We start from the raw sequence: 26,777 nt of genomic DNA, 5'->3' as shown, positions 1-26,777 counted from the left end.
TAACTATTCGGTGAACACTTACATATATCGTTGTATCTTCCAGTGGTTGTTGGAACCAATACTCAACCATGTTTTTTTAAGAATAACTCTTTATCATCCGCTTGTTTTAAATTGGTAACATCCTCCGCGAGTTTTGTCAGGCATATATCTAAATGATGATAATTATCATTTGCAATTATTTGTTTATGAAACAAACCAGGGTGAAATATTGCTCTATACTGAATAGATATTTGGTTTCAGTTGAATTAAGTGAATGAATTTACATGAATGAAGAGTTTTAGAACCTTTTTCAGATTCTTATCAATCTTTATCGCTTTTAGAGGCTCTACAGTCTCTTGATTAAGGATGGTTATTGGTGCCAGGGAGAATATATGAAAGCGCTCGTTTATCAAGGTAAAGGAAAGAAAGCAATCGAGGATCGTTTTAAGCCTGTCATTCAGGATGAAAGCGATGCTATTGTGAAAATCACAAAAACAACCATTTGTGGAACCGATCTTCATATTCTTAAAGGAGATGTGAGTACTTGCGCCCCGGGGCGAATACTGGGTCATGAAGGTATTGGCATGGTTGATCAGATTGGAAAAAGTGTTAGCTCTTTTTCTGTAGGCGATCAGGTGCTTATTTCCTGTATTTCTGCGTGTAGTAAATGTGAAAATTGCCGGCGTGGTATGTATTCTCATTGTGCAGAGGGGGGATGGATGCTTGGAAATACTATTGATGGCACTCAGGCTGAATACGTACGTATCCCTCATGCAGATACCAGCTTATATAAAATTCCTGACAGGTCAGACGATGCATTCGTTATGTTAAGCGATATTCTCCCCACAGGATTTGAATGCGGTGTGTTAAACGGAAAAATTCAACCTGGTTCAACCGTTGCTATAGTTGGAGCCGGGCCTATTGGTTTAGCCGTATTATTAACTGCTCAGCTGTACTCGCCATCCCTCATTATCATGGTTGATAAAGATAAACATCGTTTAGATATTGCAAAACAGCTGGGGGCGACTCACATCTTGAATTCAAGTAGCGAAGATATTTTTAATAAAATAAGGGCTATTACAAAATGGGGAGTGGATACTGCTATTGAAGCGGTAGGCTTACCTGAGACGTTTGTTATGTGTGAAAATATAGTTGCCCCCGGAGGCACTATTGCCAATATCGGTGTACATGGGGTAGAAGTACCTCTTCATTTGGAACGGTTATGGTCGCAAAATATCACGCTGACTACAAAGCTTGTTGATACGGTTACTACACCGACTCTTCTTAAAATGGTTTCTTCTAAAAAAATTGATCCTGCCAAGCTTGTTAGCCATCACTTTAATTTTGAAGAGATTATGGAGGCTTATGAAACGTTTGAAAAGGCAAGCAAGACGCGAGCAATAAAAATGATTATTAACATGTAATTTAAAATTCAAACAGTTTCTGGAAGAGTTGGTTGATACGATGAAAAATAGCAGGCATCAATCAGTAACGAAATGGATTCTTCATATTCTCAGTTCCTACAAGAGATATCTGGTTGTTTTTGCCTTTGTGGCTTTGATTTGGGCTGTCCTCAATACATTGCAACCTTACGTTCTTAAAATAATTATTGATAAAATTGCAAAATTTCAAGGCGATAAAATGTCTGCCTTCGTTGCAATTCAGCCTTATATTTTTTTATACCTCTTTTTATGGGTGGTGTTATGTCTGACGATGCGTACCCTGGACTGGGCGAAACTCAGATTATTTCCAAGTCTCAGGCAAGATGCCATGTCAACCATGTTTGCGTATTTAAATCAGCATTCACATCATTATTTTCAGAATAATTTTGCAGGAAGTTTAATAAACAAGATTGTAGATATGCAAGGAGGAATTGTTGATATTGTTACTATTCTTGATGATGCTTATGCTCAAATATTAGGACTTATCATTGCAATTGCTACTCTATTACTCATTCATCCTCTATTCGCATTTATTCTGGTTGTCTGGGTCGTTGTATTTCTTACCATTACTCTCCTGTTTTTGAGATCAACTCAACATCTTTCTCATGTATTTGCTGAGGCCCGAAGTTCCTTGGTCGGTAAGATGGTTGATAGTATCAGTAATATTGTCAATATTCGTTTGTTCGCCAGACACCGTTATGAAAACAGCTATATCGAGGAGTCGATTGCTGACATGGTTCAAAAAGACAGAAACATGCTAGCCAAAATTATTCACATGCGTCTCTGGTGGGATGTCAGTATTGTAGCATTGTTAGGCATCAATCTCTGGATGCTGGGAAAAATGTACAGTCAAAATTTGGTTACGGTAGGGGATTTTAGCTTTATTATTACTCTTTCTATTAGCATACTATGGAATTTGTGGTTTATTGCTGGTCAATTTGTTTCTTTTTTAGAGCAAGTGGGTAAGTGCAAGCAGGCTCTTTCTATTATCAATGCTGCCCATGATATCATGGATGTGAAAGGCGCAAAACCTTTGTTGGTCACTCAAGGTGAAATCCGGTTTAAAGCGGTTAGCTTTCATTATGGAGAAGGCGCCCGATTATTTCAGAATAAAAATATTCTTATTCACCCCGGGGAAAAAGTGGGATTAGTGGGTTTTTCAGGGAGTGGTAAAAGTACCTTCGTAAACCTGATTTTAAGACTATTTGAGATTGAATCAGGTTCTATAATAATTGACCAACAAAATATTAATGACGTAACTCAAGAATCCTTACGTGAGAATATTGCTTTAATTCCACAAGATATTTCTTTATTTCACCGTACATTAATGGAGAACATTCGTTATGGGCGTCCCCAGGCGAGCGATGAAGAGGTTATTGAGGCTTCCAAAAAAGCACATTGTCATGAATTTATTAGTCAACTTAATGAAAAATACCAGACAATAGTCGGAGAACGTGGCATCAAATTATCAGGAGGGCAGCGTCAACGTATTGCTATCGCACGAGCCCTATTAAAAAATGCGCCTATTTTAATTTTGGATGAAGCCACATCGGCGCTGGATTCTGTAACAGAAAAATACATTCAGGATGCCTTGCATCATTTGATGGAAGGAAAAACAACGCTTGTGATTGCGCATCGGTTAGCCACACTCTCTGAAATGGATAGAATATTAGTATTTGACAATGGGCAGATTATTGAAGACGGAACGCATAAAAAATTAATTCGATTGAATGGCCATTATGCTAAAATGTGGCGCCTGCAAGCAGGCGGGTTCCTCCCTGAATATCTGGAATGAATCTTATAATCACTGAGTCAATGTCAATGTAAAGATCTATTAGAAGCCAGTTGCTCTGATTAAATTTTATGTCATTATATGAAATAAATAGAAAATATTAGATCCACAGTGGTGATTTTTTAGAAAAAAAGTGTATTATTGATCAATTTAGAATTAAATTTTCTGGTAGATTAATTGATGAGTGGAGATAGCGCTAAAACTCTTTTAAAACAATACAATAAAGAAAAATACAAAAATTTTATTCTCAATGAAGATACAGAGTTATTGCTTCCAGTAATTTCTTCGGTCCCATGGATAGGACTTTCCCCTCGAAGGGATGTTTATAAAAAAACCATTTTGCCACAAGGAAAAGAAAATCATCTACGTTTTATTACTAAAAATGGTGAGTCTCATGCTTTTATATGGCGAACAAACCCTGAAAAATTAAAAACCGCGGTGCGTTGGGGGATTATCAAAACAGAAGCAATCACTGCTAAAGTGATTTCCGCTTTAGGAAAATACCGAATAGTTGCTCATGAACGAGTCGCTAAAGGAATGATGAGCAACACCCAGGCATTGAAGCTCGAATTACTTGATCTTTATCAGGAGCACTTTGAAGCCTTACAAGGTTTGGAATTGCATGTTAATAAAAATAATACCGTACAAGATTATGAGATGGCTATTGATGGTTACATCAAAAAGCTCCAATCAATCTCCAGGCAATTAGAATCCCGGTTTAGTACAACTGCGCTTACAAGCCTCAATTGCAAGGCTATTGAACAAATTCACTGTGACCTTAAGGAAGATATTCAACGGGCTGGCGTTTATCTTACGTCTATCAGGAAAGAACAAAATTTAAGTGCTGTGAACAGGGCCAGAGGTTCCAAATCGATTCTGGAGTTTATTAAAACGCAAATGACTCATAATCTTTATGCCTTACAGGGAATCAATCAGGATCTCAGTTATTCAAACAAAAGGAAATTTGCCCTGACTCGCGGTGAATTTAACGATTGTATTGAAGACGCCCGTAAAGAAATTGATGATTATCAGGCTGATCTGCGTAATGCCATAACCCCAATCCATCAAGGTTCTTATGGAACAGAAGGAGAAACCAGCCTGAGCTATGATTTCTCTCAGGATAAACCAAATCCTCAACGAGAGCGGGAAGTTTTGTTAGCAATTAGTTTCATCGAGGGTTGGGACGTAGTTAAAAATAACCACAGTGCGACACCTTATGTAAGTAATACATCAGGTGAGGAACCTTTAACATTAATATCAGCTACAAGTTGGCAAACTCATCGTAATTTTAAGGCTTTTTTTCAAAGTACTGCTTATTTTCTTTTAAATACGCTGAAGAGTTTTTTTGTTTCTACTTATCCCTGGGAAGAGGAAGCCTGGTCTCATAACGCTCAGGAATTTCATCTTGTCACCAAATCCTTACGACAGTATGCTAAACCTAATGAACCTCTATGGTATAAACCTTATCGTTTTATCCGATCAAGCATCTATTCTATAGTGGATATGATTAAGGGAATACGTGATATTGGTGCTGAATTTATTTTCAATCTGCCTGAAGAAATTTTCAAAGATTATTATTCAACCCAGAAATTGCTGCCCATGACTGATATGATGAAGCAGGCGGAACAAGAAATAAACAATATAAAAGAGATTGAGAGACAGCGACTTGACTCTTTGCTGCGATCTTATCATACCGAACATGCTCCTTCAGAACCCACATCTAAACTGGCCCAGACTGAGTATCCTCTTTCTTCCGGGGAATGGGATGATATTATCAACTCCATCGTACATGGAATTAATGGTTTCTCTTCGCTGTTCACTCATGGAATTTATGCCAAGGATCCTGTTGCCGGATTGATTTTCACCGCTGGTTATGGTGTTGGTGGTGCCGCTATCTTTTTTCCCTCAACAATTAACACATTATTGGGGTCAGCTTATGTCAATTGGGCTACCAGCTTTTCACATTCCATGGGTTCTTCACAATTGGCTGCTGCGGTTGCCGGAGGTTCAACACAAGCCCAATTACTTTCTTCTACCTGGGATTTAGCAATGCATGGGCCTGGAAGTAGCATGGCTACAATGGTTAATCAGGTATTGGAAGATCCTTTAACTTTAGGAACCTATTTTGCGGCCGCATATGGCTTGGGATATGTAATGGCAAACGGAATCCATGGTTATACTATTCCCTGGGTTAGTGAGTTTTTAAAGGAGGATTTAGGCTCAACACCCGAGGCAAGTTATCCTCTTCTCGGTGGAAAAATTGCTATTCTTCTTCATGAGGCTTTTCAAACGCACAAGATTCATCCGTATCATTGTGTAAAAGTTAAATACAATGGCAAAGAACTGGATTTGTTTTGTTTTAGTGCGGAGTATCAAAAAATTCGAACAATTATAGATCGCTGTGAGTTGGCATCGTGGTTATCTAACAATTCATCTACTCTACCCAAATTAAGACTTTCCACGTTGTATACCATCGAAAGACAGATTGACTTTCTTTTCTCCGCCAAAGAAGCAAGTTCTCTAAAGAAAATATTGTATCCTCAAAAGCCGCGCTCTATTGCTCATCGATTTTTTTCGATCCCATTGTCTTATATCCCCGCTTTCCTGCGTTTGATGATAGCTCCTTTTATTAGCCTGATCGCTTGTTTTAAAGGGGAACCTTATCCTTTTAAACCAATTATTATGGCGTCAAGCGATTTGAGTAATCGGGTAGTAAAAGATTTAAGTCGTTTGATGGTTGCAGCCATTGGCGTGATTCATCTTGTGTATAATTTAATGGCAAGCCAGATCAAAGCGCTGGCGTATACGGTCAATATGCTGGTAAATCGCCTGGCAGGGATTTTTGGTTGGCACCCTGGACATGCCATGCATAAGCTATTCTCGAATGTCCATGTTTTTTTCGATAGACTGGGTGAAATTTTTTATCCTGCAAGACTGATTAAACACGTTAACGTTGCTCATCCTGCACATACCATTAGAGAAACAGAGCATTCTTATCATCAATTGATGAGAAAATTTAAGAGCATTGAAGTTTCTCAAAAAGTAGATGAGTCGATTCATTCTTCTTCTCCTTTGCCGCATCCTTGTGATGCCGGGGTTTCTGTTAATGACGATTACGATGACTTTAAGTCTATTCGTCCAGAATATGAAGAAAATAGGGGTGCTTTCCAGATAAAGTAAGGTAATCTGCTTAATAATTTGATTTTGAATTGTAATTTTTACGAGTAAAATTATGCCTGTCAGTTCTAAAGATTGCTTATTAGATAATGTAAAGTGTAGTATTATTTTCGCGGGGCAATCCCCTATACCTGAATTTTTAGACCTTAAGTTAATTAAGGTGATAAAAGACAATTCCAATATTAAAGTGGCTGGGGATGAGTTTTGTGGGATTAAAGCAGAGTTTCTTGCAAATAATTTGCAGGAAAAAAAATGGGCTAATAATATTAAAAAATTATTAATGTTTAACTGGCTAGCTATAGAACAGCCGGATACTCCTTATCGAGTGTATGGCTTAACCACCGGTGCCACCCATCACGTTTTAACTTATTTTGAAAAGGAAGAGCTTTTTTTCGCATGCGATTTAAATCAATGTCCGGATAATCAAGACATGCCTTATTTACAGATTTTTGTTAGTACATCTGATACAGGCTTGTATAAGCTTTTAAATGGAATATATGCGGTTAAAACTTTATTTTTACTCCCTGTAGATGGGTGTTGGGTAAAAATTCTTGATGAGTATAAGGATACAAAAGTAGCTGAATTTTCCAGCGTGGCAAAACTGGATGAACTGACTTTTTCGAGAAATGAAGAAAAAAATAATGTTTCAACATCTATCCAATCGGCGACGGTTTTGTCCAGATATGCTCATCGTGGGTTGAGTTGTTTTGGAATTAAAAAAATAGCTCATCAAAAGCAAAAGTCTGATAAAAATACAAATGACGATTCAGCGCCTGCGCGGGAAAGACATTGGCGTTAAATGCTCCTTAATTACCTATTCTGTGAACTTGCACATCTCTATCAGCGTTGAATTGAGTCACTTTGTGCTTTATCTGAAATAACTGAGCTTTCTGTGACTTCAATGTCATGAGCAAGCAATCGTCGATTAGCACGAAAATAGCTGAGAGGAGATTGAGCCAGCACGTCACTCAGTTTTTCCATATAAATACAGGCAAAGCGATCGACCTGATAAGCAAAGTAACTTTCTTCGGCTCCTGCCCTGAATACACGACCCCATTTACGATTATAAAAAGCCTGCTCTTCTTTTAGTAATTTGGATATTTCTGTATCAATCGATAAGATTTGTTTTTGTAATTCTGCTGTCTCATTATCATGCTGGTGAGAGTTTTCTTGAATATCTTGAGTATGCAGGTGAATATATCGTTCTTCCAATGTTTTTTTGATATTCATAGCAGCCACTATTTTTTGTTCGACGGGTAGAGCTTTTTTTTGTGCCGCAATTTCTTGGCCTAATTCTTCTACTACCAAAGCAGTACGCCAGTTACAGTCTTTTTTTAAGCGAAGAATATCACCATAGATGTGATCGCCAATATAAAGAATTTCATCCCCATTGATTTCTAAATCATCGGTAAATTTCCTGGCGCATCCTCCTTGATAAATCCCATGAATAACCTTGTCTTGCATATTGGTCATGGTGCCATTTTCGGGGTTAATGGTCAGAAACTTGAGATTATCGTAAAAAAAGCGTGGTTTATTGGCTAGAGTAATAACATATTCAAATAGATCACGCCAGGTCTCTCCTTCCTCTAGAAAAGGGTTGATGGCATAGTCTAATAACAGCTTGGTATAGAAAAACTCGGAATTAGTGATAAGGAAAATTTTTTTTCCATGATGAATATAACGTTTTAATCCCTCGACAACTTCCTGATCCTTAAATAAATAGTCGTCCAGATTTTGACTAATATATTGTTTTAAACTGCCATCAGAATGGATTTTATCCACCATACCTAGTACATCTGTAGAAATTACTGCATAACTTGGTAACTCATCGGTTCGTTGATCTTTAAGATCAACAAGCTGACTGTATAATACGCAAAATGCAATCGAAAAAGAGGTGTCGATGGCAATGTAATTAGGATCGTTTAAATCGACATAAATACTGCGATAAAATTTTTTCTGTTCGGCGAAATTGATTTGCCTTGTTCCATGGTAACTTTGGCGGATAGCGCCATAACGGCTGAGTTTTAATATATTACCATTTTTACTGTCAATGATAAGACCACGAATAGCGTCATGAAAGTTAAATTTGAATTGTTTAATTGCTTCTGGATAATTTTTGTCTTTAATAAGGCGCTCAACAACCAATTGGTAAACCAGATTTTCAAAATTTTTTGTATTATAGCGAATAAGAGTATGGTCCATATCTAAACCAATAAATTTAATTTTTTTCATATTTAAAACACGGTTTACAAAAACTCGTTGATTCATTATCTATTCCTGCTTGATTTTTAAGTAAATACCTATTGTTATGAGAACGTCAACTTAAGAACGATGCCTGCGCTCCACGGCTTATCTTGGCTTATCCTTGGAATCAAGAGCGTAAGTAATCCCGTGGACATAATTCTTAAGTTGACGCAATCGCATAAACACTAACTGCGTCGTTGCTTATTTATAACAGAGCTTGATATGAAGTGAAACATCGCGAATTCAGAAAAAGAGATTCGAAAAAATTTGGCTTCAGCGGAAATAAAAAAAATCCCGGTAATTTACCGGGATTTGAGATGAATTTCCTAACATCGAATTGATTAATCACGACCTGAGAAGGCGCTTAATAAATTCAACAAGCTAACAAATAAGTTATAGATGGAGACAAATAAGGTCACTGTCGCAGAAATATAATTGGTTTCCCCACCATGAATAATTTCGCTGGTTTGGAACAGTATAAGGCCAGAAGAAATCAACACAAAAGCGCCAGAAACAGCAAGTTGCAGAGCAGGCATATCAAAGAATAAGCCAGCAATCATAGCGAGTAACGCTACCATTACACCGACAAAAAGAAAACCACCTAAAAAGCTGAAATCTTTACGTGTAGTCAGTGCATACCCTGATAATGCGAAGAAAATGATACCCGTGCCGCCCAGAGCAGTACCAATCAGTTGATGACCATTGGAGAAATTGGCTATGTAAAGATTAAGAACAGGACCAAGGGTATACCCGAGGAAACCCGTGAAAGCAAATACGCTTAAGAGACCCAATGGGCTATTTCTGAGCGCATGTGTCAAAAACATAAGGCCGTAGACGCCTACAATCATCAGGATAGGGTTTAGTGGTCTGACAGCAAAGGCATAAGCCAGATAAGCTGTCAATGCACTAAAGAAAAAAGTCATGCTAAGAAGAAGATAGGTATTACGCAACACTTTATTCGTGGCGAGCACCGATTCATTTCGTTGGCTTAATAAGGTCACATCGTTTCTGTTCATGCAATAACTCCAGGTTATTTTAAGTTTAGTTTAGCATATGTAAGGGTTATTTGTTGAAATTTCAAGTTTATATTGATGTCTTTTTCCTGGCAAGAGATCTTTCAAGGACTTATAATTGTGATATAACGTATAAATTATGCAAATATCTGCAGACCATCGGTGGGAATTGCTTTATGTCTAAAATAGCTGCGGTGCAAATGGTTTCATCTGCTTCCGTCAACATTAATTTACAACAGGTTGAAGAATTTTTTGCAAAAGCCAGGGAAAAGCAGGTTGATTTAGTGGTTTTGCCGGAAAATTTTGCTTTTATGGGGATGAAAGAAACCGATAAATTACAAGTAGCGGAGCAGTTCGGATCTGGCGAAATTCAGGACACTGTAAGTCTGTTAGCCAAAAAATACGCTGTGTGGGTTGTTGCAGGAACCATCCCTCTAAAGGGAAAAGCTGAACGGGTTCGTTCAAGTTGTCTGGTTATGGATGAGAAAGGAAAATGTGTTGCTCGTTATGATAAAATTCATCTTTTTGATGTTCGTGTTTCTGCTCATGAGGCGCATCAGGAATCGGCAACTGTTGAACGGGGTGAAGAGGCTATAGTAGTAGATACGCCTGCCGGTCGTATAGGATTGACAGTATGTTATGATTTACGTTTTCCTGAATTGTATCGTCAATTAGTGACTAAAGGCGCTGAGTTATTTACAGTCCCTTCTGCATTTACTGCAGTGACAGGTTTTGCGCATTGGGAAATCTTGTTAAGAGCGCGAGCCATTGAAAATTTATCCTATGTTATAGCTCCTAATCAGGGAGGAAAACATGAAAATGGCCGTCATACTTATGGTCATAGCATGATTGTTGAACCTTGGGGCAAAGTAGTTACCCAACAAGGAGAGGGCGCAGGAATGATCATTGCCGAGATTGATTTACAGCGATTGAAGCAGTTACGGCGACAATTTCCCAGTAATGAGCACCATGTGCTTGCCACGAATTAATATTATTTATAAAGGTATTTACGTATGAGTACATTGACCCTGGCTAAAGATTTATTATTAAAACCTGCTTCCCTGGATGAATCTGCTTTAGAAAAATTAATGCGCTCTATGATGAATCGTCACATTGATGATGCTGATCTTTATTTCCAAAGCAGTAGTTATGAATCCTGGTATTTAGAAGATTCTGAGGTGAAAAGCGGTAGTTATTCGATTGATCGAGGGGTGGGTATTCGTGCTGTTAGCGGCGATAAAACGGGATATGCTTATTGTGATGATATTTTGTTACCCGCTATGGAACGTGCTGCGGACGCCGCTCGCTCGATTGCTTTTTCTGGGGTTAAATCCGCTCAATCCGTGTACGTTCCGGGCGCGCCGATTACACGATACGCTGATATCAATCCCATCGATAGTATGTCCAAACAGGAAAAAATTGCTTTGCTTGAGGCCATTGATAAAGAAGCAAGACGAATTGATCCACGTGTTATTCAGGTCAACGCTTCTCTGAGCGGTTGTTTTGAAGTAATTATGGTAGCAGGTATGCATGGAGAAATGATAGCTGATATAAGACCATTGGTGAGTATCAACGTCAGTGTCATCGTGGAAGATAAAAAAGGTCGACGTGAATCAGCACGTTCCGGCGGCGGTGGTCGAGTGGCTTATTCTTACTTTGTTGAAGAGGAAAAAGCATTACATTATGCCCGTGAAGCAGTTCGTGAAGCGTTGATTAATCTGGAAGCTCAAGAAGCTCCGGCTGGTACCATGCCTGTTGTTCTCGGGCCGGGCTGGCCAGGTGTGTTGTTACATGAAGCTGTGGGGCACGGGTTGGAGGGGGATTTTAACCGTAAAGGATTATCTGCCTTTTCAGGGCGGCTGGGCCAACAGGTCGCTGCAAAAGGGGTCACTGTAGTCGATGATGGCACTTTGAAAGACAGGCGAGGCTCATTAACTATTGACGATGAAGGGACGCCTTCTCAGTGCACCACCCTTATTGAAGACGGTGTATTGGTAAATTATATGCAAGACAAGCTTAATGCCAAATTAATGGGTATGAAGCCCACGGGTAATTGTCGCCGTGAATCCTATGCTCATCTGCCGATGCCTCGCATGACGAATACTTATATGCTTGCAGGGCAGCACTCTCCTGAGGAAATAATTCGCTCAGTGAAACGCGGCTTGTATGCTGTCAATTTCGGCGGTGGGCAGGTTGATATTACGTCAGGTCAATTTGTATTTTCTGCAAGTGAAGCCTATCTGATTGAAGAGGGTAAAATTACCAAACCAGTCAAAGGCGCGACATTAATTGGTAATGGGCCAGACGTCATGAAAAAAATCAGCATGATTGGAAATGATCTTTCTCTGGATAGTGGTATTGGTGTTTGTGGTAAAGACGGCCAATCAGTACCTGTCGGCGTAGGGCAGCCGACTTTGAAAATTGAAGCATTGACGGTTGGCGGTACTCGTTAATCTTTCTTTTGAGGAACTTTCTCTCCCTTTTTTCTGGCTTTTGATAAGCCTATGGCGATAGCTTGTTCCTTACTGGTAACTTTCTTACCGCTTTTGCCGCTATGCGCCTTACCTCTTTTATAATCATGCATCTCTTTTTCAACTTCTTTTTGTGCTCCTTTACTGTATTTTGTCATAGCAGTCTCCTTGAAGCTCATCCTTATTTAAGTATAGAAAATTTTTTGAATTACGCAGGATTTTCACCCGTTAACTGAATCAACAGGTTTTTTATTTCATGAATACGTTCTTCATGAGAGGTGCTCTCCAGAATAAAACGCAGACGATTAGGGCCATCTAATTGGTGACGTTTAGCTTGAGTCTGAATGAGTTTAATCAAAACAGCCGCATCGATATTCGGTTTTTCATTAAATTCGATTCGACCATTTTGTTGCGCGGCATGAATCTTGTTGATACCCAATTTTGTTGCTAATAGTTTAAGTTCAGTGACAAGAAGAAGATATTTAGCGGGTTGGGGCAGAAGGCCAAAACGATCAATCATTTCGATTTGTAAATCACGCAGTTGTTCTTTATTTTTAGCATTGGCAATTCGCTTATACATAATAAGCCGGGTATGAATATCAGCAATGTAATCTTCAGGAAGAATGGCGCTCAGGCGTAAATCAATTTCAGGACCTTGATGCATGGGGGTTGCTAATTCAGGTGTTTTTCCTGATTTTAAATCGCTGACTGCTTTGTCCAGCATTTCCATGAATAAGTTAAACCCTATGGCATGCATATTGCCACTTTGTTCTTCGCCTAATAATTCGCCTGCACCTCGGATTTCCAAATCATGAGTTGCCAGAGTGAAGCCTGCACCCAGATCTTCCAAAGAAACAATGGCCTCCAGACGCTTAACGGCGTCAGCTGTTAATAGTTTTACGTCAGGAGTAAGTAAATAAGCATAAGCCTGGTGATGAGAGCGGCCTACCCGGCCCCGTAACTGATGCAATTGAGCCAAACCAAATTTATCGGCTCTATCAATGATGATGGTGTTCGCAGTAGGGATATCAATTCCTGTTTCAATAATCGTTGTACAAACTAACACATTAAATCGATGATGGTAAAAGTCAGACATAATGCGTTCTAATTCGCGCTCGCGCATTTGGCCATGAGCGCTGCGAATTTTAGCCTCGGGGATTAAATGCTGTAAATCTTGACAGATACGCTCGATGGTTTGCACATTGTTATGCAAAAAATAAACCTGACCGCCCCGTAAAATTTCTCGCAGTATGGCTTCGCGTAGAATAGTATCACTCTTCTCTTGCCAAAATGTTTTAATGGCCAGGCGTTTTGCTGGAGGGGTGGCAATAAGAGAAATATCACGTATACCGGCCATTGCCATATTGAGTGTTCGGGGGATAGGGGTTGCTGTCATAGACAGAACGTCCACATTGGTGCGCAGCGCTTTAATATGTTCTTTTTGTTTAACTCCGAAACGATGTTCTTCATCAATAATCAGTAATCCCAGATCGCGATAATGAATGGCTTGAGAAAAAAGTTTATGAGTACCAATAACAATATCAACTTGCCCGTTTTTAATGGATTCAATCACTTTTTCCGATTCTTTACCACTACGGAATCGGGATAAGAGTTCAATGTTGATAGGGAATTGAGCGAATCGATCGCGAAAATTTTCAAAATGTTGGCCTGCGAGCAAAGTGGTTGGCACAAGAATGCAAACCTGTTTGCCATTCTGTACAGCCAGGAACGCAGCACGCATGGCAACTTCCGTTTTTCCAAAACCAACATCCCCACAAATCAGTCGGTCCATCGGGCGTGATGATTGGAGATCCTGAATAATTTGCTCGATTGCCCGCAGCTGATCAGTCGTTTCAACAAAGGGAAAACCACCGGCAAAACGTTGGTAATCTTCACGATGAAATGCATAGATATGACCAGGTTTGGCTTCTCGTTTGGCGTAAATATCTAAAAGCTCAATTGCTATATCATGTATTTTTTCAGCGGCTTTTTTCTTTTCTTTCTGCCATTGATCACTACCCAATTTATGTAAAGGGGCGTGCTCACTGTCCAGACCAGTATAGCGGCTAATAAAATGTAAAGAAGTAACAGGCACATAGATTTTATCATCACCAGCATAAGCCAGTACGAGAAATTCATTGGCAGTACCATCGCTTTCAATCGTTTTTAAACCTTGATAGCGTCCTACGCCGAATTGTAAATGGACAACGGGGGCTCCGATCCGAAGTTCTGCAAGATCACGGATAATTAAATCAGGATCGACTGATTTTTGGCTACTACGGCGTTGCGGGACTGCTTGTTCACCAAATAATTGAGATTCAACAATGATGGCAATCCCTTGCTCACTTATTTCAGTACCCTCGATAAGGGGACCTGTAGTGATATTAATCGGCGCGTTATCAGTAAGAAAATCTTGCCAGCCGCCCTGAATTTTGGCACTGATTTCACTCTGCTTGAGTAAATCTAATAAAACTTCACGCCGGCCTGCGCTTTCTGCAATTAAAAGAAAACGCTTTTTTGTATCACTCATGTAGTCTGCCAGTTTGGCAAGCGGTCTATTACTTTGCCGCTCTATGGGTAGCGCAGGTGCCTTTTGTGTATTGAAATTGAATACGGCGCCTTTTTTCTCAATAAAATCATGATAACAGCGAATTTGCTGATATTTATTTACCTCTGTGAACAATTCAGTCGGTGTTAAAAAACAGGTATTCGGTTTAAGAATAGGGCGAGAAATATCATAATGGCGTTGTTCAAAACGGGTAGTTACCTCTTGCCAGAATTGTTCCGCCTGTTGAGCCGATTCGATAAGGCAAATACTGGCTTCGGCAGGTAAATAATTAAAAAAAGTGGCTGTTTGCTCAAAAAACAGGGGGAGATAGTACTCAATTCCCGAAGGGTATTGGCCATCGCTTACTGCTTCATAAATGGGACATTGGCTGGGATTCCCGGAAAATTGTTCTCTAAAGGCACGGCGGAAAAGGAGAGTACTTTGTTCGTTTAAAGGAAATTCACGAGCGGGTAACACACGAATCTCTGCAATTTTTGCTACAGTACGTTGTGTTTCAGTATCAAATTGACGCAAACTGTCAATGACATCGTCAAATAACTCGATGCGAAAAGGGGTGGTGCTTCCCATTGGAAAGACATCAATAATCGCTCCTCGGATTGCAAATTCCCCATGTTCCAGTACTTTATTCACACAATGATAACCGGCTTCTTGCAAGTGATGCCGGAATTGTTCTCGATGTAAAGTCTGGTTTTCTTTTAGTATTAATGCATGATGATGCAAGAATTGTGGTGGACAAAGGCGATGCATCAGGGTGCTGATTGAGCTGATTACAATAGCTTGAGTACTGTGTTGCAAACGACTTAATGTGGATAGACGTTCGGAAATAATGTCCTGATGGGGTGAAAATTGATCATAGGGCAAGGTTTCCCAATCGGGGAAAAACAACAATTCCTGAGTATTTTTTTCCCCGAGGAAAAACTGGAGTTCAGCAAGAAGTTGACCTGCTGTTAAATTGTCTGGGGCGACTAATAATTTAATTCCGGTCGTTTTCTGACAATATTCAGCGAGTGCCAGGGAAAGACTACAGCCATAAAGCTGTCCCCAGGTTTGTTTTGAGTTAACTTCAGGATGGTGAACTATTGATATTGCCATGGCATAAGTAACCGCTAAACGTCAGAGGGGCAAAGTATACTATAAAAGCAAAAAGCGCCAAAGTAATGTCAGGTTGAGTCAGGATATGCTCTCCGGATTTAAAAAGAAAAGGGTAAAGAAGTGCTCTTCGGAGGATTAACTCTGGGGGAGGCATCAGGAAAAAAATTGAGTTGTTTAGTAGAATAGGGTTTCTTTTGCATCCGATCCTTTTGAGATCTCGCCGGGTCAGCATGAGTATGGGCAAATTCCAGGCCAATATGAATTTGGCTGGCCATTTGAAAATCTACTTCATTCTTTACTTCAAACTTGTTTAATTTCTTTTTCAACGCATTAAATTGTAAATGATGGGGGTTGATTAATTGAAATATACCTCGTCCCTGAACAGAAAGTCTGGAACCTATAGTGGCTAAAATCATTAAGCCAATTAATAACAGGCCAATCGGATTTGTTAATGAAACAGAAACCAGAGTTAAAAGAGCAACGCCCATAAAGTAAGTGCAGGCAAGAGATAAGGAGATATAAAAAAGAGTAGCTGCCCATCTAAAGATTTTTTTCCCTGAAGTTTCATGAAATTCACCAATCTTTTTCTGTTTTTCCTCTATATCTTTATTTATAAGATAAGCTAACTTTATATATTCCTCATAGTGGTTTTTGGGAATGAAATCAATAGCTTTTATATCAAATAATAATCTGTTTATTTTTTCTACTGCATTGATTTGTTTAGTATAAATTAAAAAAAGAGATTGATGTTTACCAGGATTGCCAGATAATCCTAAAACGAGTTTAAATTGGGATGATTCAAATGCATAAAGAAATAGACTACTCAACATTGACAATGCAATACTACCTATTAGTAAAAAAGGTGTTTGTAAACTAAAAATCAGCAAGAGAAAATCTCTCCAGAAGCAAAAATTCCCTATTCCAAATTCCAGGATTCTAAATGTAAGGAAAAAATAATAACAAATCCTCTTTAAAAAATTAAATCGTTCATTTTTTTCCTTACCAATGGCTTTTTTATTCGCTTTTTTATCAAGTAAACAGGAAACCATTTTTTTCAGATAGTTTAATTTCTGTTTTTCCCGATTTAATTTTTCTTCAGTAGTCTCTTTATCATTTTTAATAGTATATAATCGTTGTATTTCATTTTTTAATAGCATTATTTTCATAAGGCCCTTGAATTACTGTAAAAAAATTGTGGAAAAATAACTTGTAACAAAACCGGCCAGCAAACCAAATAAATGTCCCTCCCATGATACACCTTTTTTCCCGGGGAAAATTCCTAAAAAAATGCCGGCAAAATAATAAACGCTAAGAACGCCCAGAATAATTGCAGTGAGTGTACCTTGTTGAAAAATGTCACTTATTAAAAGAGCCCAATAGCCTGTAATTAATGCACTTGCGCCAATATGAATGCCGGGTTTTGCAAAACACCAGATTAACATGCCGCTAAGAATGGTAATGATAACAGTAACCCACAAAAAATAAGATAGACCATTAATTAAAATAAAATTACTTAAAACAATTAAAGGAATGGAGTTGAAAAAAAGATGGTTAAAATTAGCATGCAAAACAGGGGCTAAGAATATACCAAAAAGACCGTATACCCGTCTTGGAATAATTCCTAGATAAAAGAGTCGATTGCCTAAAAATTGATTCAAAAAGTAGACAGACCAGGGAATAAGTAAAACAATAGCCAGAATATTCAAATTCGCCCGTGTCTGGCTATTTATAAGTTCCATGCTCGTGTTCAATTGTTCTATTATCATTAGTAATTAACCTGAATTTTTTACGGTAATAATTGTACACTGAAGATTACCTTTTGCTAAACGGACCTCGATATTATCTCCTGGTCTGACTTGATGGCTATTAAAAAGAATAGTTTTGTTAAAGGTCGCAAGAGCATAGCCTCGATCCAGAGTAGCTAAAGGACTAACAGCATGTAAAGTTGCTAATTTTATAGTAAAAACTTCTTTTGATTTATTAAATTTTATCTGCATGACTTGTATGAGTTGTTGTTCAAAATATTGTAATTTTGTTTGATGTTGTTGAAACAATAGTTTTGGATTTTTTGCATTGAGTTGTGATAGCTGATGATTCAGTTTTGCTTGTTTTTTCTGAATAAGGTGATACATATTATATTGAAGTTGTTTTTCTAAATAATCGAGAGCCTGCCAATGTCTGCTAATTAATTGTGCCGGTGACAACAGTTTAGCACGATGATGTAATAATCGCAGTTTTTGATGTTTAGAAAAATGATGAATAGCTCTTAGTATTCGTTCTTCCAAAGTCAGCAAAATACTTAGTAAATCCAATTGATTGGGAGTGACGGCTTCTGCTGCCGCAGTCGGTGTTGCAGCCCTTAAATCAGCAACAAAGTCAGCAATAGTGAAATCGGTTTCATGCCCTATCCCGGAAACGACAGGAATGGTACTTCTACTAATGGTGAATGCAAGCTGTTCATCATTAAATGCCCACAAATCTTCAAGACTGCCTCCACCACGAGATAGAATCAAGACATCGGCGAGGCGTTCCTCATTGGCTTTATTTAATGCTTTAATTAACTGTTTTGATGCCTCTTTTCCCTGCACTTCACTGGTATATATTTTTATTGCTGCCAAGGGAAAACGTCTTGCCAGAGTCGTTAAAATATCGCGTAGTGCGGCGCCATTTGTAGAGGTGATGATGCCAATGACAACGGGAAAACGAGGTATTTTCTTTTTTCTGGCCTGCTCAAACAGACCTTGTGCCTGAAGTTTTATTTTGAGTTGTTCAAATTGATGATAGAGTTCACCTAATCCGGCTTCACGCAGGTTATGTACAATAAGTTGATATTCGCCTTTCGCTTCGTACAGACTTAATCGACCACTGGCAATAACCTGCTGGCCATCTTGAAAAGCATGGTTTTTTTTATCATGATAATTGCGAAAATAAACACAGCGTAGCTGAGCCGAATGATCTTTTAAGGTAAAATAAAAATGACCAGAAGTGGGTTTGGAAAAATTGGATAACTCCCCCGTTACTTTAATTTCACCAATTTCCATTTCCAACCAGGAACGGATTTGACGATTAAGTTGAGTAACAGTAATCACAGTTGGGTCATTTTGCATAATATAAGAACTTAAAATTCATTAATGGCAAGGATATAATACAGTCTCTACTAAATTATGCCTATAATAGCAGCGCCTGCAGTCTTGAGAACCGGAGGTTCTGAATCAAGTCTCTTCCGTAGGGTGCTGCAACATTGATTATTCAAGAAATTAAAAGGATAGGTATTCATGACCCTTACCAAAAAAATAGCCTATAGTGTTCTTGGTTTACAGATGGTAATTTTTGTTGGTATTTATCTTATCAGCTTGAATAATGAACGGAATTATTTTATTCAACAAACCAATAACAATGCAAAAGATATGGCAACCACGCTCGGTTTGCTGCTAAACCAGATTGGTATCTCCGAGAATAATACGATGGTTTTGACCATTGTTGATAATATATTTGATCGGGGGTATTTTTCCAGCGTGGAATTAAAAAATACTTCCGGTGTTGTATTAGCTTCGCGTCATTTACCCGTACAGCGTTCCAAAGTGCCTCGCTGGTTTATTCATTTAATTCGCTGGCCCGCAGCTCGAAGTTCTTTACCTGTAATAAAAAATGATAAACAATTAGGCGAAATTTTTGTTACAAGTGACAATAATTATGCTTATAAATCCTTGTGGCGCAATGTACTCTTATTGATTTTTTGGTATTTATTATTTGCGCTATTGTCGCTTGCCAGCGCTTATATATTTATTCAATGGTTGTTGAGACCTATAAAGCGAATTGCAGAGCAGGCTTTAGCTATCTGTGAACGCAAATTTCCTATAGAAACTATTTTCCCTAAAACACCTGAGTTAAAGCATGTGACCTTTGCCATGAACCAAATGGTAGGTCGAATCAAGGGGTTATTTGAGGAACAAGCTCAGCAAATTGAAACGCTACGTTTGCAGGCTTTTCAGGATAATCTGACTGGCCTTGGTAACCGTCGTTATTTTCTGCAGCAACTAACATCATTACTTAATAACAAAGAAGAGTTCACTCCAGGCTTTATGATCCTGATTATCATCGATGAGCTGGAAAGTTTAAATAAGAAGCAAGGATTGCAGCAAGGCGATAATGTTGTCGACAACGTAGCCAAAGTGTGTGTTAATTTTTGGTCAACTAAGGAGATTATAAGTCTGGCAAGAATAAGTGAAAATAATTTTGCCTTACTTATCAGGGAAAATAATACCGATTTATTTATTAAGAGGATAGAAACGTTTAATCAACTCCTTCAGGGGTTATTTTATAACAATAGTATATGTAAAGTGTTTTTGGCAGTAGCTCCTTATCAGTTACACCAGATGCAAGAGAATCTTTTCAACGAATTGGATGAATTACTAAAAAAGGCAAAACAGGCGCCAGACAGGATAGCTTATAGTGCAAACATTCATGGTATGCATCGTCTGAGTGTTACCGGGGATCTTATTATCACTGCGTTGTCTGAACTTAAACTTTCGTTATGTTCCCAACTAATTATTGGAAAAAAAGACTATTATCACAAGGAAATTTTTGCTCGTATTAATTTGGAGGATCAACAAATTAGTGCGGGTTATTTTATGCCTATTGCCGAAAAATCAGGTATAGCCTATCTGATTGATCAATTTGTTTTGGCTAAAATCACTGTCAATGGTCATTTAAGCCGCGATATGCTTGCTTTAAATGTAGCGGATGAAACGGTGTTGAACTCTGAATATCAGGCCGATTACGTTACAAAGCTTGAAAATTTGCCGCTTTCTTTAAGAAAAAATCTTTATATTGAACTTAAAGAAGAACTGGTTTTAAATTATTTCACCAAGGTGACATTATTTGTAAAAATTTTACAGAGTTTAGAGATTAAGGTAGGTATTGATCAAGTCGGTATTCATTTTTCTCCCATGCACTATCTGAGTGAATTACCCATTAGTTATTTAAAATTACACGGAAGTTTAATTCATGATGTAATAGAGAATCAAAATAAACAATTTTTTATCCATTATTTTAGTGAAATGGCAAAAATACTGGATATACAACTTATTGCTACACAAGTAGAAAATGAGAAACAATGGCAGGTTCTACAAGAATTACATTTAAAATGGGGACAAGGACAATACTTAAACGCCGTTGAATTTCTTAATTAATTTAATAACGCAATATTGATGTCATCCCGCGAAAGTTGGGATCTTCTCTCAAGCGAAGGGACGAGGCAAGTTGAGGATGGATTCCCGTTTTCACGGGAATGACTCAAAATAATACAGATGCTTATCGTCACTTTTTGTGACCATCTCTCAAGGATAAGCCGCGGGGACGTAGATGTAGATAATGAAAATGGACCTTTGGTTGACGCCACCCTTTAATTTTATTTAATAAATAGACTATATTTAAGTAAGAAATTATTTTCAGGAGTTCTTATGTCTAAAAAAATCTTTTTTTTGAGACAAGCAGGGGAAATTCCTAACCCTCCTTTAGAAGACCCGCCGTTACCTGAACCGCCAGAGCCTATTCCTGATAATGTCCCTGAGCCAGAACCTGTTGACAGACCAGAGCCTGCTCCCAAATAAAAACGAATTAACATTTTCTTTAGCTTTAACGTGGACAAGCCGCGGTACGTAGGAATTACAGCCTTAATTGGATGCCTACGCACGAAGCGAGATTGCCCGTTTTTTATCCATAAAATCTCAAGAAATGTAAGCTAGGAAATAGCAAAGTGCCAGCCTGTGATATTGGATAAATCTTCTAACATTATTTCACCGCGAATACTGTTGCCTTTTGCATTCACTCGCGGGCTTAAGACAGCAATACCGGCCTTACGTGGTGCAACAGCCATCGTATATCCTGAAACACCACTCTTGGCGGGCATACCTGTTTTAACCATATGGGTACCTGTTTCATCATATAAACCACAGGTGGCCATAATAGCCAGGGTAATTTTACATGTTTCAAGAGAAATGATCTGCTCGCCACTCACGGGATCTTTTCCTGCATTGGCCAGTAGAGTGGGTAAATAAAGCATTTGATCCAAAACAGCTTCATAGGAACAAAGAGTAAAATATAAATCGAGGGTCTCATTGACACCTGTACCTAATTTATTACGGCTTTTTAATAAATAGGCGAGAGAGCGATTCCGATCACCGGTTCTTTTTTCAGAAGCAAGGACCAAATGATTTATATTAAGGCGTTGATTAAAAAGTTTTTGTACCCAATGATCTAACCATATAAATTGTTGCTCTCCTACACCTGGTATATGTGAACATAAGGTAATAGCTCCGGCATTCAGCATGGGATTGGATGGTTTAGGGCCAAACTGTTCCAGACGGGTAATCGAGTCGAAATCATCACCAGAAGGTTCCACTTTCACCCATTCAAAAAGTTTTTGAGCGCCAAACTCTTCCAGGAGAGCAATTAGGGGAATCATTTTAGCCGTACTTTGTAAAGTGACCGGGGCTAAAGGCATATTGGTGTATAAAACTGTTTCACCATCAAGAGAACGAACTGCAATAGCGGTTAACTCTTTATTAACATTCGCTAACTCCGGAATATAATTAGCCGTGTCCCCATCCTGGTTCTGTTCAGCTTTTTTTACCAACTGTTGTAAAAAATCGATTGTTATTATGTCTTGCGTCATAAACTCTCAGCAATAGAAAAAGGAAAAGCCATTATGCTAAATTTAGCACAGTAAAACAAATAATTGAGAACATTAAGCGGGAAGATGGCGATTCGAATAAGATTCATCCATCACTCATAAGGCTGTGACCGTCAGCTCTTCCACTGTTTCGCTTTCATGCGCATTAGAATTAATATGCTGATTTTTAATCATAATTAACACAATTTGTGTTAATTATCACAGGTCGCCAGCAACTAATTGTTCCAAAAGTTTATTAATTTTCATAATGTAAGAAGTTATTTAAAAGGGTAAGGCCATGTTCACTCAAAACTGATTCTGGGTGAAATTGCAGGCCATAAAGAGGGTATTGACGATGAGAAATGGCCATAATGGTTGTATCTGCCCACGCATCAATAGCAAAACAGGAAGGCAGGGTTTTACTATCTACCGCTAATGAATGATAACGTGCAGCCTGAAAGCAATTAGGCAGGTCATGAAAAAGACCTCGCTTGTTATGTGTTATAGAGGACGTTTTTCCATGAATTATTTCTGGAGCCTGAATGATAGAGGCACCGAAAGCGTGGGCTAGACATTGATGTCCCAGACAAATTCCTAATATAGGAAGCTTGCGGTAAAAATACCTGATTAATGGTAATGAAATCCCTGCTTCCTCCGGACCTTTAGGACCGGGGGAAATGACGAGGTACTGCGGTGACAAACGCTCAATATCGGAAATATTAATACGATCATTCTCAAAAACGAAGACGTTTTGCTTTAAACATTGAAAATATTGCACCAGATTGTAAGTAAAGGAATCATAATTGTCGATTAATAACAACATTACAAAGAAAACTCCTCACCTAAGTAAACAGCACGAACCTGTTGGTTAGCAAGAATTTCATCTGGTGTCCCTTCACAAAGAATCTTACCTTGACTCACAATATAAGCACGTTCACAGATATCCAGAGTCTCACGCACATTATGATCCGTAATCAGCACACCAATATTTTTATCACACAAATGAGAAATGATTCGTTTAATATCTAATACAGAAATAGGGTCTACGCCCGCAAAAGGTTCATCTAATAAAATAAAAACGGGTTCAATGGCTAAAGCACGAGCAATTTCTACACGGCGACGCTCCCCACCGGATAAACTCATGCCTAAATTGTTCTGTAAATGGCTGATGTGAAATTCCTGCATTAAGGCGTCTAATTTTTCCTGACGGCCTCTTTCATCCAGATCCTTGCGTAATTGTAAAATAGCTAAAATATTATCCGCTACGCTCATTTTACGAAATACGGACGCTTCTTGCGGTAAATAACCAATGCCAAGGCGGGCGCGCTGATGCATGGGCGCTTTGGTGACATCCTTACCGTCAAGAATAATCCTGCCTTCATCACAGGATTGCAAGCCTACAATCATATAAAAGCAGGTTGTTTTTCCTGCTCCATTAGGACCTAACAGACCTACGCACTCACCACGGCGAATGGCCATACTTACATCATTCACTACGGTACGTGCTTTAAATGATTTTTTTAAATGTTGTGCTAACAGCTCACTCATGTTTGTTTTCCTGGATGAATGATAATAAGTGTTCGTTTTTTTCCATCGCTTGTAGAGATAACATGTTTTTTTAGCGTGTCGAAACTGATTTTGGGTGCTGAAAAGGAATTCTCCCCCTGGACTACGCGGGCATTCCCGATTAATTCAATAAGATGTCGGTCGGGATAATAGCGAATAAGATCTGCATAAGCGTGCACCAGAGGTTTATCAATGGCCGTCTGTTCCCAATAATGAGCCTGTTCTTTACGACTGCCTTTAGCTACCGCAAGAACCAGTTTATTTTGTTGATTGCCTTCTGTAATTGCTTGTGCCGCGCGTAAGTGAGTCGTTCCTTGATCGAATTGAACATTTCCAACATACTCACCGTGATGGATTTGCTGATTGAGATCAACAGTGTCAGCCGACAATTCAATAATTTTTTTTCGATCATCAGGCATAGCGTAACTCATATTGCTCGTTGCAAAAGCAATTAAAAACAAAATGAGAATTTGAACTGGAGGTCTAGGCATTGTCAGGCTTATAAGTGGCACGAGCCTGAGTTAACTGGACTCGTTTATCCGCAAGATAGGCTTTCATTCCCTGTGAATGCACAATAGTACCTGGTTGCTCAAGCTGGACTGCTGACTGAGTACTGGCTAGTTTATCTTTGGGGAAATAGCTCAATTTTTCTGTTTTAAGTGTACTTTCCTGAGTATGGTTACTTCTACTTTGATGAATAATAACATCATGTATAAAAATAATTTCTTCCCCGCCATTGAGTGCTTGTGCCTGCGCTGCGCTAATTTCCCAGGCGGGCTGATCGCCCTGTGATACCGCAATCTGAGGAGACTTAAAAAAATGGGTATTATTGTGAGGAATATGTTGCATTTCCGGAGATTGTAAATAGTTAACGACCTTCCCAGCTAAATCAAAACGCCGCACTGTCAGGTTAGTCACAATGGTGTCTGCTGACATGGAAAGTGTTTTATCATCAAGTTTAGTGCCTGGAACTGAACTTGCAAAGTACAAGGCAGAACATGACAGTGCCACCAACGCACAAAAAAACCAGATAGCCTGTTTGACCGCATTCATGAGGCAAGATACCGGGAAAGAGCAAGTTCCTGTTTTTGTTGTGCGTTAAGGATTAACTCACATACTTCACGAACTGCCCCCCGGCCTCCGTGTTGTTCAGTTTGCCAACTGGCAAACTCTTTCACCTGATTGACTGCATTAGCTACCGCAACGCTTAAGCCTACTTGTTGGATGATAGCCAAATCGGGCAGGTCGTCACCAATATAAGCAAATTCCTGGTCTTTCAAATTCAGGCGCATTTTAAGTTGCGCGAAAGCTTCACGTTTATCAATTTGTCCTTTGAAATAATGTTGAATACCTAATTGTTTCATACGATGATCAATAACAGCATTTTGTGAGGTGGTGATTATTGCGACCTCAATACCAGCGGCCATTAGTAATTTTAAGCCCATCCCATCTTGGACATGAAAGGTTTTTAATTCATTTCCCTGGTTATCAATATAAAGACAACCGTCTGTCAGGACACCATCCACATCGCAAATCAGACATTTGATATTTTTAGCTTTTTCCAACAGTTCGTTCATTGTTTTCTCTCTATTTCAAAAAATACCGGCACGAAGCAAATCATGCAGGTGCACTACGGCTGTGGGTTTATTCTGCTCGTCAACAACGACCAGCGAAGTAATACTGTATTGTTGCATAATGGTTAAGGCTTCTGCTGCCAGTAAGCCTTGGCGAATGGTTTTACAATTTTTGCTCATGACCTTGATTAAGGGCGTTGTATGAATATCAAAGTTTTGTGTTAAAGTACGTCTTATGTCGCCATCAGTATAAACACCTGAAAGGTGGCCGTGGGCATCGATCACGCAAGTCATTCCCAGTTTCTTTGCGGTAACTTCAATCAGCGCTTCGCTAACCGTTGCATTTTCATGAATCAGGGGTAGCTCATTATCTTTGTGGCATAGCTCGTCAATACAGAGAAAAAGTCGTTTGCCAAGCGTACCTCCAGGATGGGACAAGGCAAAATCTTCGATGCTAAAACCTCTTGCCTGCAGGAGGGCAACGGCCAAAGCATCTCCCATCACCAACGATACGGTGGTACTTGTCGTGGGAGCAAGTCCCAGAGGACAGGCTTCCTGATGAATACTGACATCCAGGTTTACATTAGCTGCTTTAGCTAAGGTAGATTCCTTATTACCGGTCAACGTGATTAATGGTATTTCTAACCGTTTTAACAGAGGAAGCAAAGTCAGAAGTTCGTTGGTGAAACCTGAATTGGAAATAGCCAATACTACATCCTGCCGGGTGATCATCCCTAAATCACCATGACTTGCTTCGCCAGGATGCATGAAAAAAGCGGGAGTGCCAGTGCTTGAAAAGGTTGCGGCAATTTTATGACCGATATGGCCAGACTTCCCCATGCCAGTAACTACAACACGGCCTTTACAGGCAAGTAACAGTTCGCATGCTATCTCAAAACGCTCATCGATACGTTGCGCTAACTCAAAGACTGCCTGTGCTTCGATTTCAATCACATTGAGACCTGATTTGCAAAAATTCGTGCTCATAGAATCTCCATGTTTCGATAGCAAGCGTCAAGTCTGGTAATGGCTGGATGAAAAGAATAAATTATCGTTTTCAAAAGTTTGAATATATTTTAGGAGAAGAATTTGTGAATTTTAACATAGTAACTTTTTTCTTTATAGAGTAACCGTGGGGTTCAATTAATTCAAAAGATAATAAAAAAGATGTTGTAAAATAATTCT

The 26,777-nt window shown here is 38.9% G+C and carries 22 protein-coding genes; 8 read left to right on the top strand and 14 right to left on the bottom strand.

The features are described 5' to 3' along the window. Positions 1-371 precede the first annotated feature (371 nt). The 4 genes from T345_RS0105690 (at position 372) to T345_RS0105675 (ending at position 7,189) form a co-directional block, all read left to right on the top strand. Positions 372-1,403, top strand: coding sequence for a zinc-dependent alcohol dehydrogenase family protein (locus T345_RS0105690; RefSeq protein ID WP_028388494.1), 1,032 nt, complete (start codon positions 372-374; stop codon positions 1,401-1,403). 40 nt (positions 1,404-1,443) lie between these two features. After that, entirely contained in the window at positions 1,444-3,216 is a 1,773-nt protein-coding gene (locus T345_RS0105685) for an ABC transporter ATP-binding protein (RefSeq protein WP_028388493.1), read from the top strand. A 177-nt stretch (positions 3,217-3,393) separates the two neighbouring features. Beyond that, positions 3,394-6,393 carry a hypothetical protein gene (locus T345_RS0105680; protein WP_028388492.1) on the top strand — a complete coding sequence of 1,000 codons (3,000 nt, stop codon included), beginning with the start codon at positions 3,394-3,396 and terminating at the stop codon, positions 6,391-6,393. A 52-nt stretch (positions 6,394-6,445) separates the two neighbouring features. After that, positions 6,446-7,189, top strand: a complete 744-nt coding sequence (locus T345_RS0105675; RefSeq protein ID WP_028388491.1) for a hypothetical protein — start codon at positions 6,446-6,448, stop codon at positions 7,187-7,189. A gap of 41 nt (positions 7,190-7,230) precedes the next feature. Here T345_RS0105675 and T345_RS13675 read toward each other — a convergent pair whose 3' ends face one another. Then, entirely contained in the window at positions 7,231-8,658 is a 1,428-nt protein-coding gene (locus T345_RS13675; RefSeq protein WP_051555153.1) for an HAD-IG family 5'-nucleotidase, read from the bottom strand. Between the two features lie 317 nt (positions 8,659-8,975). After that, a complete protein-coding gene (locus T345_RS0105665; RefSeq protein ID WP_028388490.1) occupies positions 8,976-9,650 on the bottom strand; it encodes a Bax inhibitor-1/YccA family protein in 675 nt (224 codons plus the stop codon). 173 nt (positions 9,651-9,823) lie between these two features. Between T345_RS0105665 and T345_RS0105660 the strand changes: the two genes are divergently transcribed. Together T345_RS0105660 and tldD are read left to right on the top strand one after the other, a co-directional pair. Beyond that, the gene (locus T345_RS0105660; protein ID WP_028388489.1) at positions 9,824-10,636 is read left to right on the top strand and encodes a carbon-nitrogen hydrolase family protein; all 813 of its coding nucleotides are present in this window, start codon (positions 9,824-9,826) and stop codon (positions 10,634-10,636) included. A 24-nt stretch (positions 10,637-10,660) separates the two neighbouring features. Then, the gene (gene tldD, locus T345_RS0105655) at positions 10,661-12,100 is read left to right on the top strand and encodes a metalloprotease TldD (RefSeq protein ID WP_028388488.1); all 1,440 of its coding nucleotides are present in this window, start codon (positions 10,661-10,663) and stop codon (positions 12,098-12,100) included. Here the strand turns inward: tldD and T345_RS0105650 are convergent. The 5 genes from T345_RS0105650 to xseA form a co-directional block, all read right to left on the bottom strand. Continuing rightward, positions 12,097-12,276, bottom strand: a complete 180-nt coding sequence (locus tag T345_RS0105650; RefSeq protein ID WP_028388487.1) for a DUF6496 domain-containing protein — start codon at positions 12,274-12,276, stop codon at positions 12,097-12,099. The two genes, tldD and T345_RS0105650, sit on opposite strands and share 4 nt — an antisense overlap. 50 nt (positions 12,277-12,326) lie before the next feature. Further along, positions 12,327-15,779, bottom strand: a complete 3,453-nt coding sequence (gene mfd, locus T345_RS0105645) for a transcription-repair coupling factor (RefSeq protein ID WP_035918257.1) — start codon at positions 15,777-15,779, stop codon at positions 12,327-12,329. Positions 15,780-15,877: 98 nt separating this feature from the next. After that, positions 15,878-16,945: a hypothetical protein gene (locus tag T345_RS0105640; protein ID WP_131777692.1), complete on the bottom strand. Its 1,068-nt coding sequence runs from the start codon at positions 16,943-16,945 to the stop codon at positions 15,878-15,880. 12 nt (positions 16,946-16,957) lie between these two features. Further along, on the bottom strand, positions 16,958-17,542 hold the full coding sequence (locus T345_RS0105635; protein WP_028388484.1) for a rhomboid family intramembrane serine protease: 585 nt from the start codon (positions 17,540-17,542) through the stop codon (positions 16,958-16,960). A gap of 9 nt (positions 17,543-17,551) precedes the next feature. Further along, positions 17,552-18,886 carry an exodeoxyribonuclease VII large subunit gene (gene xseA / locus T345_RS0105630; RefSeq protein WP_028388483.1) on the bottom strand — a complete coding sequence of 445 codons (1,335 nt, stop codon included), beginning with the start codon at positions 18,884-18,886 and terminating at the stop codon, positions 17,552-17,554. Positions 18,887-19,054: 168 nt separating this feature from the next. Here xseA and T345_RS0105625 point away from each other — a divergent pair, with 168 nt between their 5' ends. Both T345_RS0105625 and T345_RS14995 read left to right on the top strand, forming a co-directional pair. After that, the gene (locus T345_RS0105625; protein ID WP_028388482.1) at positions 19,055-20,971 is read left to right on the top strand and encodes a bifunctional diguanylate cyclase/phosphodiesterase; all 1,917 of its coding nucleotides are present in this window, start codon (positions 19,055-19,057) and stop codon (positions 20,969-20,971) included. Between the two features lie 270 nt (positions 20,972-21,241). Beyond that, the gene (locus T345_RS14995; protein ID WP_156935624.1) at positions 21,242-21,391 is read left to right on the top strand and encodes a hypothetical protein; all 150 of its coding nucleotides are present in this window, start codon (positions 21,242-21,244) and stop codon (positions 21,389-21,391) included. 131 nt (positions 21,392-21,522) lie between these two features. Here T345_RS14995 and glsA read toward each other — a convergent pair whose 3' ends face one another. The 7 genes from glsA to T345_RS0105575 all read right to left on the bottom strand — a co-directional run bounded on the left by glsA (position 21,523) and on the right by T345_RS0105575 (position 26,579). Beyond that, positions 21,523-22,455 (bottom strand): glutaminase A, encoded by a 933-nt coding sequence (gene glsA, locus T345_RS0105615; RefSeq protein ID WP_028388481.1) that lies wholly within the window; start codon positions 22,453-22,455, stop codon positions 21,523-21,525. 253 nt (positions 22,456-22,708) lie between these two features. After that, on the bottom strand, positions 22,709-23,275 hold the full coding sequence (locus T345_RS0105600) for an anthranilate synthase component II (protein WP_028388480.1): 567 nt from the start codon (positions 23,273-23,275) through the stop codon (positions 22,709-22,711). Then, a complete protein-coding gene (gene lptB, locus T345_RS0105595; RefSeq protein ID WP_028388479.1) occupies positions 23,275-24,000 on the bottom strand; it encodes an LPS export ABC transporter ATP-binding protein in 726 nt (241 codons plus the stop codon). The genes T345_RS0105600 and lptB overlap by 1 nt, the downstream gene beginning before the upstream one ends. Beyond that, positions 23,997-24,449: a lipopolysaccharide transport periplasmic protein LptA gene (gene lptA / locus T345_RS0105590; protein WP_242604541.1), complete on the bottom strand. Its 453-nt coding sequence runs from the start codon at positions 24,447-24,449 to the stop codon at positions 23,997-23,999. The genes lptB and lptA overlap by 4 nt, the downstream gene beginning before the upstream one ends. Positions 24,450-24,501: 52 nt before the next feature. Then, the gene (gene lptC, locus T345_RS0105585; RefSeq protein ID WP_028388477.1) at positions 24,502-25,071 is read right to left on the bottom strand and encodes an LPS export ABC transporter periplasmic protein LptC; all 570 of its coding nucleotides are present in this window, start codon (positions 25,069-25,071) and stop codon (positions 24,502-24,504) included. Then, positions 25,068-25,595 (bottom strand): KdsC family phosphatase, encoded by a 528-nt coding sequence (locus T345_RS0105580; RefSeq protein ID WP_028388476.1) that lies wholly within the window; start codon positions 25,593-25,595, stop codon positions 25,068-25,070. Before T345_RS0105580 ends, lptC begins: the two co-directional genes overlap by 4 nt. Before the next feature lie 15 nt (positions 25,596-25,610). Next, positions 25,611-26,579 (bottom strand): KpsF/GutQ family sugar-phosphate isomerase, encoded by a 969-nt coding sequence (locus T345_RS0105575; RefSeq protein ID WP_028388475.1) that lies wholly within the window; start codon positions 26,577-26,579, stop codon positions 25,611-25,613. Positions 26,580-26,777: the final 198 nt, after the last annotated feature.

It is taken from the genome of Legionella fairfieldensis ATCC 49588 (assembly GCF_000621525.1).
In the GTDB taxonomy this organism is placed as follows: Bacteria; Pseudomonadota; Gammaproteobacteria; order Legionellales; family Legionellaceae; genus Tatlockia; species Tatlockia fairfieldensis.
The sequence above is the reverse complement of the archived record's forward strand: the minus strand, read 5'-3'. Positions and strand labels throughout refer to the sequence as shown.

Coding starts and splice junctions, on each gene's coding strand:
- xseA (WP_028388483.1), bottom strand. CDS start 18,886: ATGCAAAATGACCCAACTGTGATTACTGTTACTCAACTTAATCGTCAA.
- T345_RS14995 (WP_156935624.1), top strand. CDS start 21,242: ATGTCTAAAAAAATCTTTTTTTTGAGACAAGCAGGGGAAATTCCTAAC.
- glsA (WP_028388481.1), bottom strand. CDS start 22,455: ATGACGCAAGACATAATAACAATCGATTTTTTACAACAGTTGGTAAAA.
- T345_RS0105680 (WP_028388492.1), top strand. CDS start 3,394: ATGAGTGGAGATAGCGCTAAAACTCTTTTAAAACAATACAATAAAGAA.
- T345_RS0105600 (WP_028388480.1), bottom strand. CDS start 23,275: ATGTTGTTATTAATCGACAATTATGATTCCTTTACTTACAATCTGGTG.
- tldD (WP_028388488.1), top strand. CDS start 10,661: ATGAGTACATTGACCCTGGCTAAAGATTTATTATTAAAACCTGCTTCC.
- lptA (WP_242604541.1), bottom strand. CDS start 24,449: ATGAGTTACGCTATGCCTGATGATCGAAAAAAAATTATTGAATTGTCG.
- lptB (WP_028388479.1), bottom strand. CDS start 24,000: ATGAGTGAGCTGTTAGCACAACATTTAAAAAAATCATTTAAAGCACGT.
- T345_RS0105690 (WP_028388494.1), top strand. CDS start 372: ATGAAAGCGCTCGTTTATCAAGGTAAAGGAAAGAAAGCAATCGAGGAT.
- T345_RS13675 (WP_051555153.1), bottom strand. CDS start 8,658: ATGAATCAACGAGTTTTTGTAAACCGTGTTTTAAATATGAAAAAAATT.
- T345_RS0105640 (WP_131777692.1), bottom strand. CDS start 16,945: ATGAAAATAATGCTATTAAAAAATGAAATACAACGATTATATACTATT.
- lptC (WP_028388477.1), bottom strand. CDS start 25,071: ATGAATGCGGTCAAACAGGCTATCTGGTTTTTTTGTGCGTTGGTGGCA.
- T345_RS0105625 (WP_028388482.1), top strand. CDS start 19,055: ATGACCCTTACCAAAAAAATAGCCTATAGTGTTCTTGGTTTACAGATG.
- T345_RS0105660 (WP_028388489.1), top strand. CDS start 9,824: ATGTCTAAAATAGCTGCGGTGCAAATGGTTTCATCTGCTTCCGTCAAC.
- T345_RS0105685 (WP_028388493.1), top strand. CDS start 1,444: ATGAAAAATAGCAGGCATCAATCAGTAACGAAATGGATTCTTCATATT.
- T345_RS0105675 (WP_028388491.1), top strand. CDS start 6,446: ATGCCTGTCAGTTCTAAAGATTGCTTATTAGATAATGTAAAGTGTAGT.
- T345_RS0105665 (WP_028388490.1), bottom strand. CDS start 9,650: ATGAACAGAAACGATGTGACCTTATTAAGCCAACGAAATGAATCGGTG.
- mfd (WP_035918257.1), bottom strand. CDS start 15,779: ATGGCAATATCAATAGTTCACCATCCTGAAGTTAACTCAAAACAAACC.
- T345_RS0105580 (WP_028388476.1), bottom strand. CDS start 25,595: ATGAACGAACTGTTGGAAAAAGCTAAAAATATCAAATGTCTGATTTGC.
- T345_RS0105650 (WP_028388487.1), bottom strand. CDS start 12,276: ATGACAAAATACAGTAAAGGAGCACAAAAAGAAGTTGAAAAAGAGATG.
- T345_RS0105575 (WP_028388475.1), bottom strand. CDS start 26,579: ATGAGCACGAATTTTTGCAAATCAGGTCTCAATGTGATTGAAATCGAA.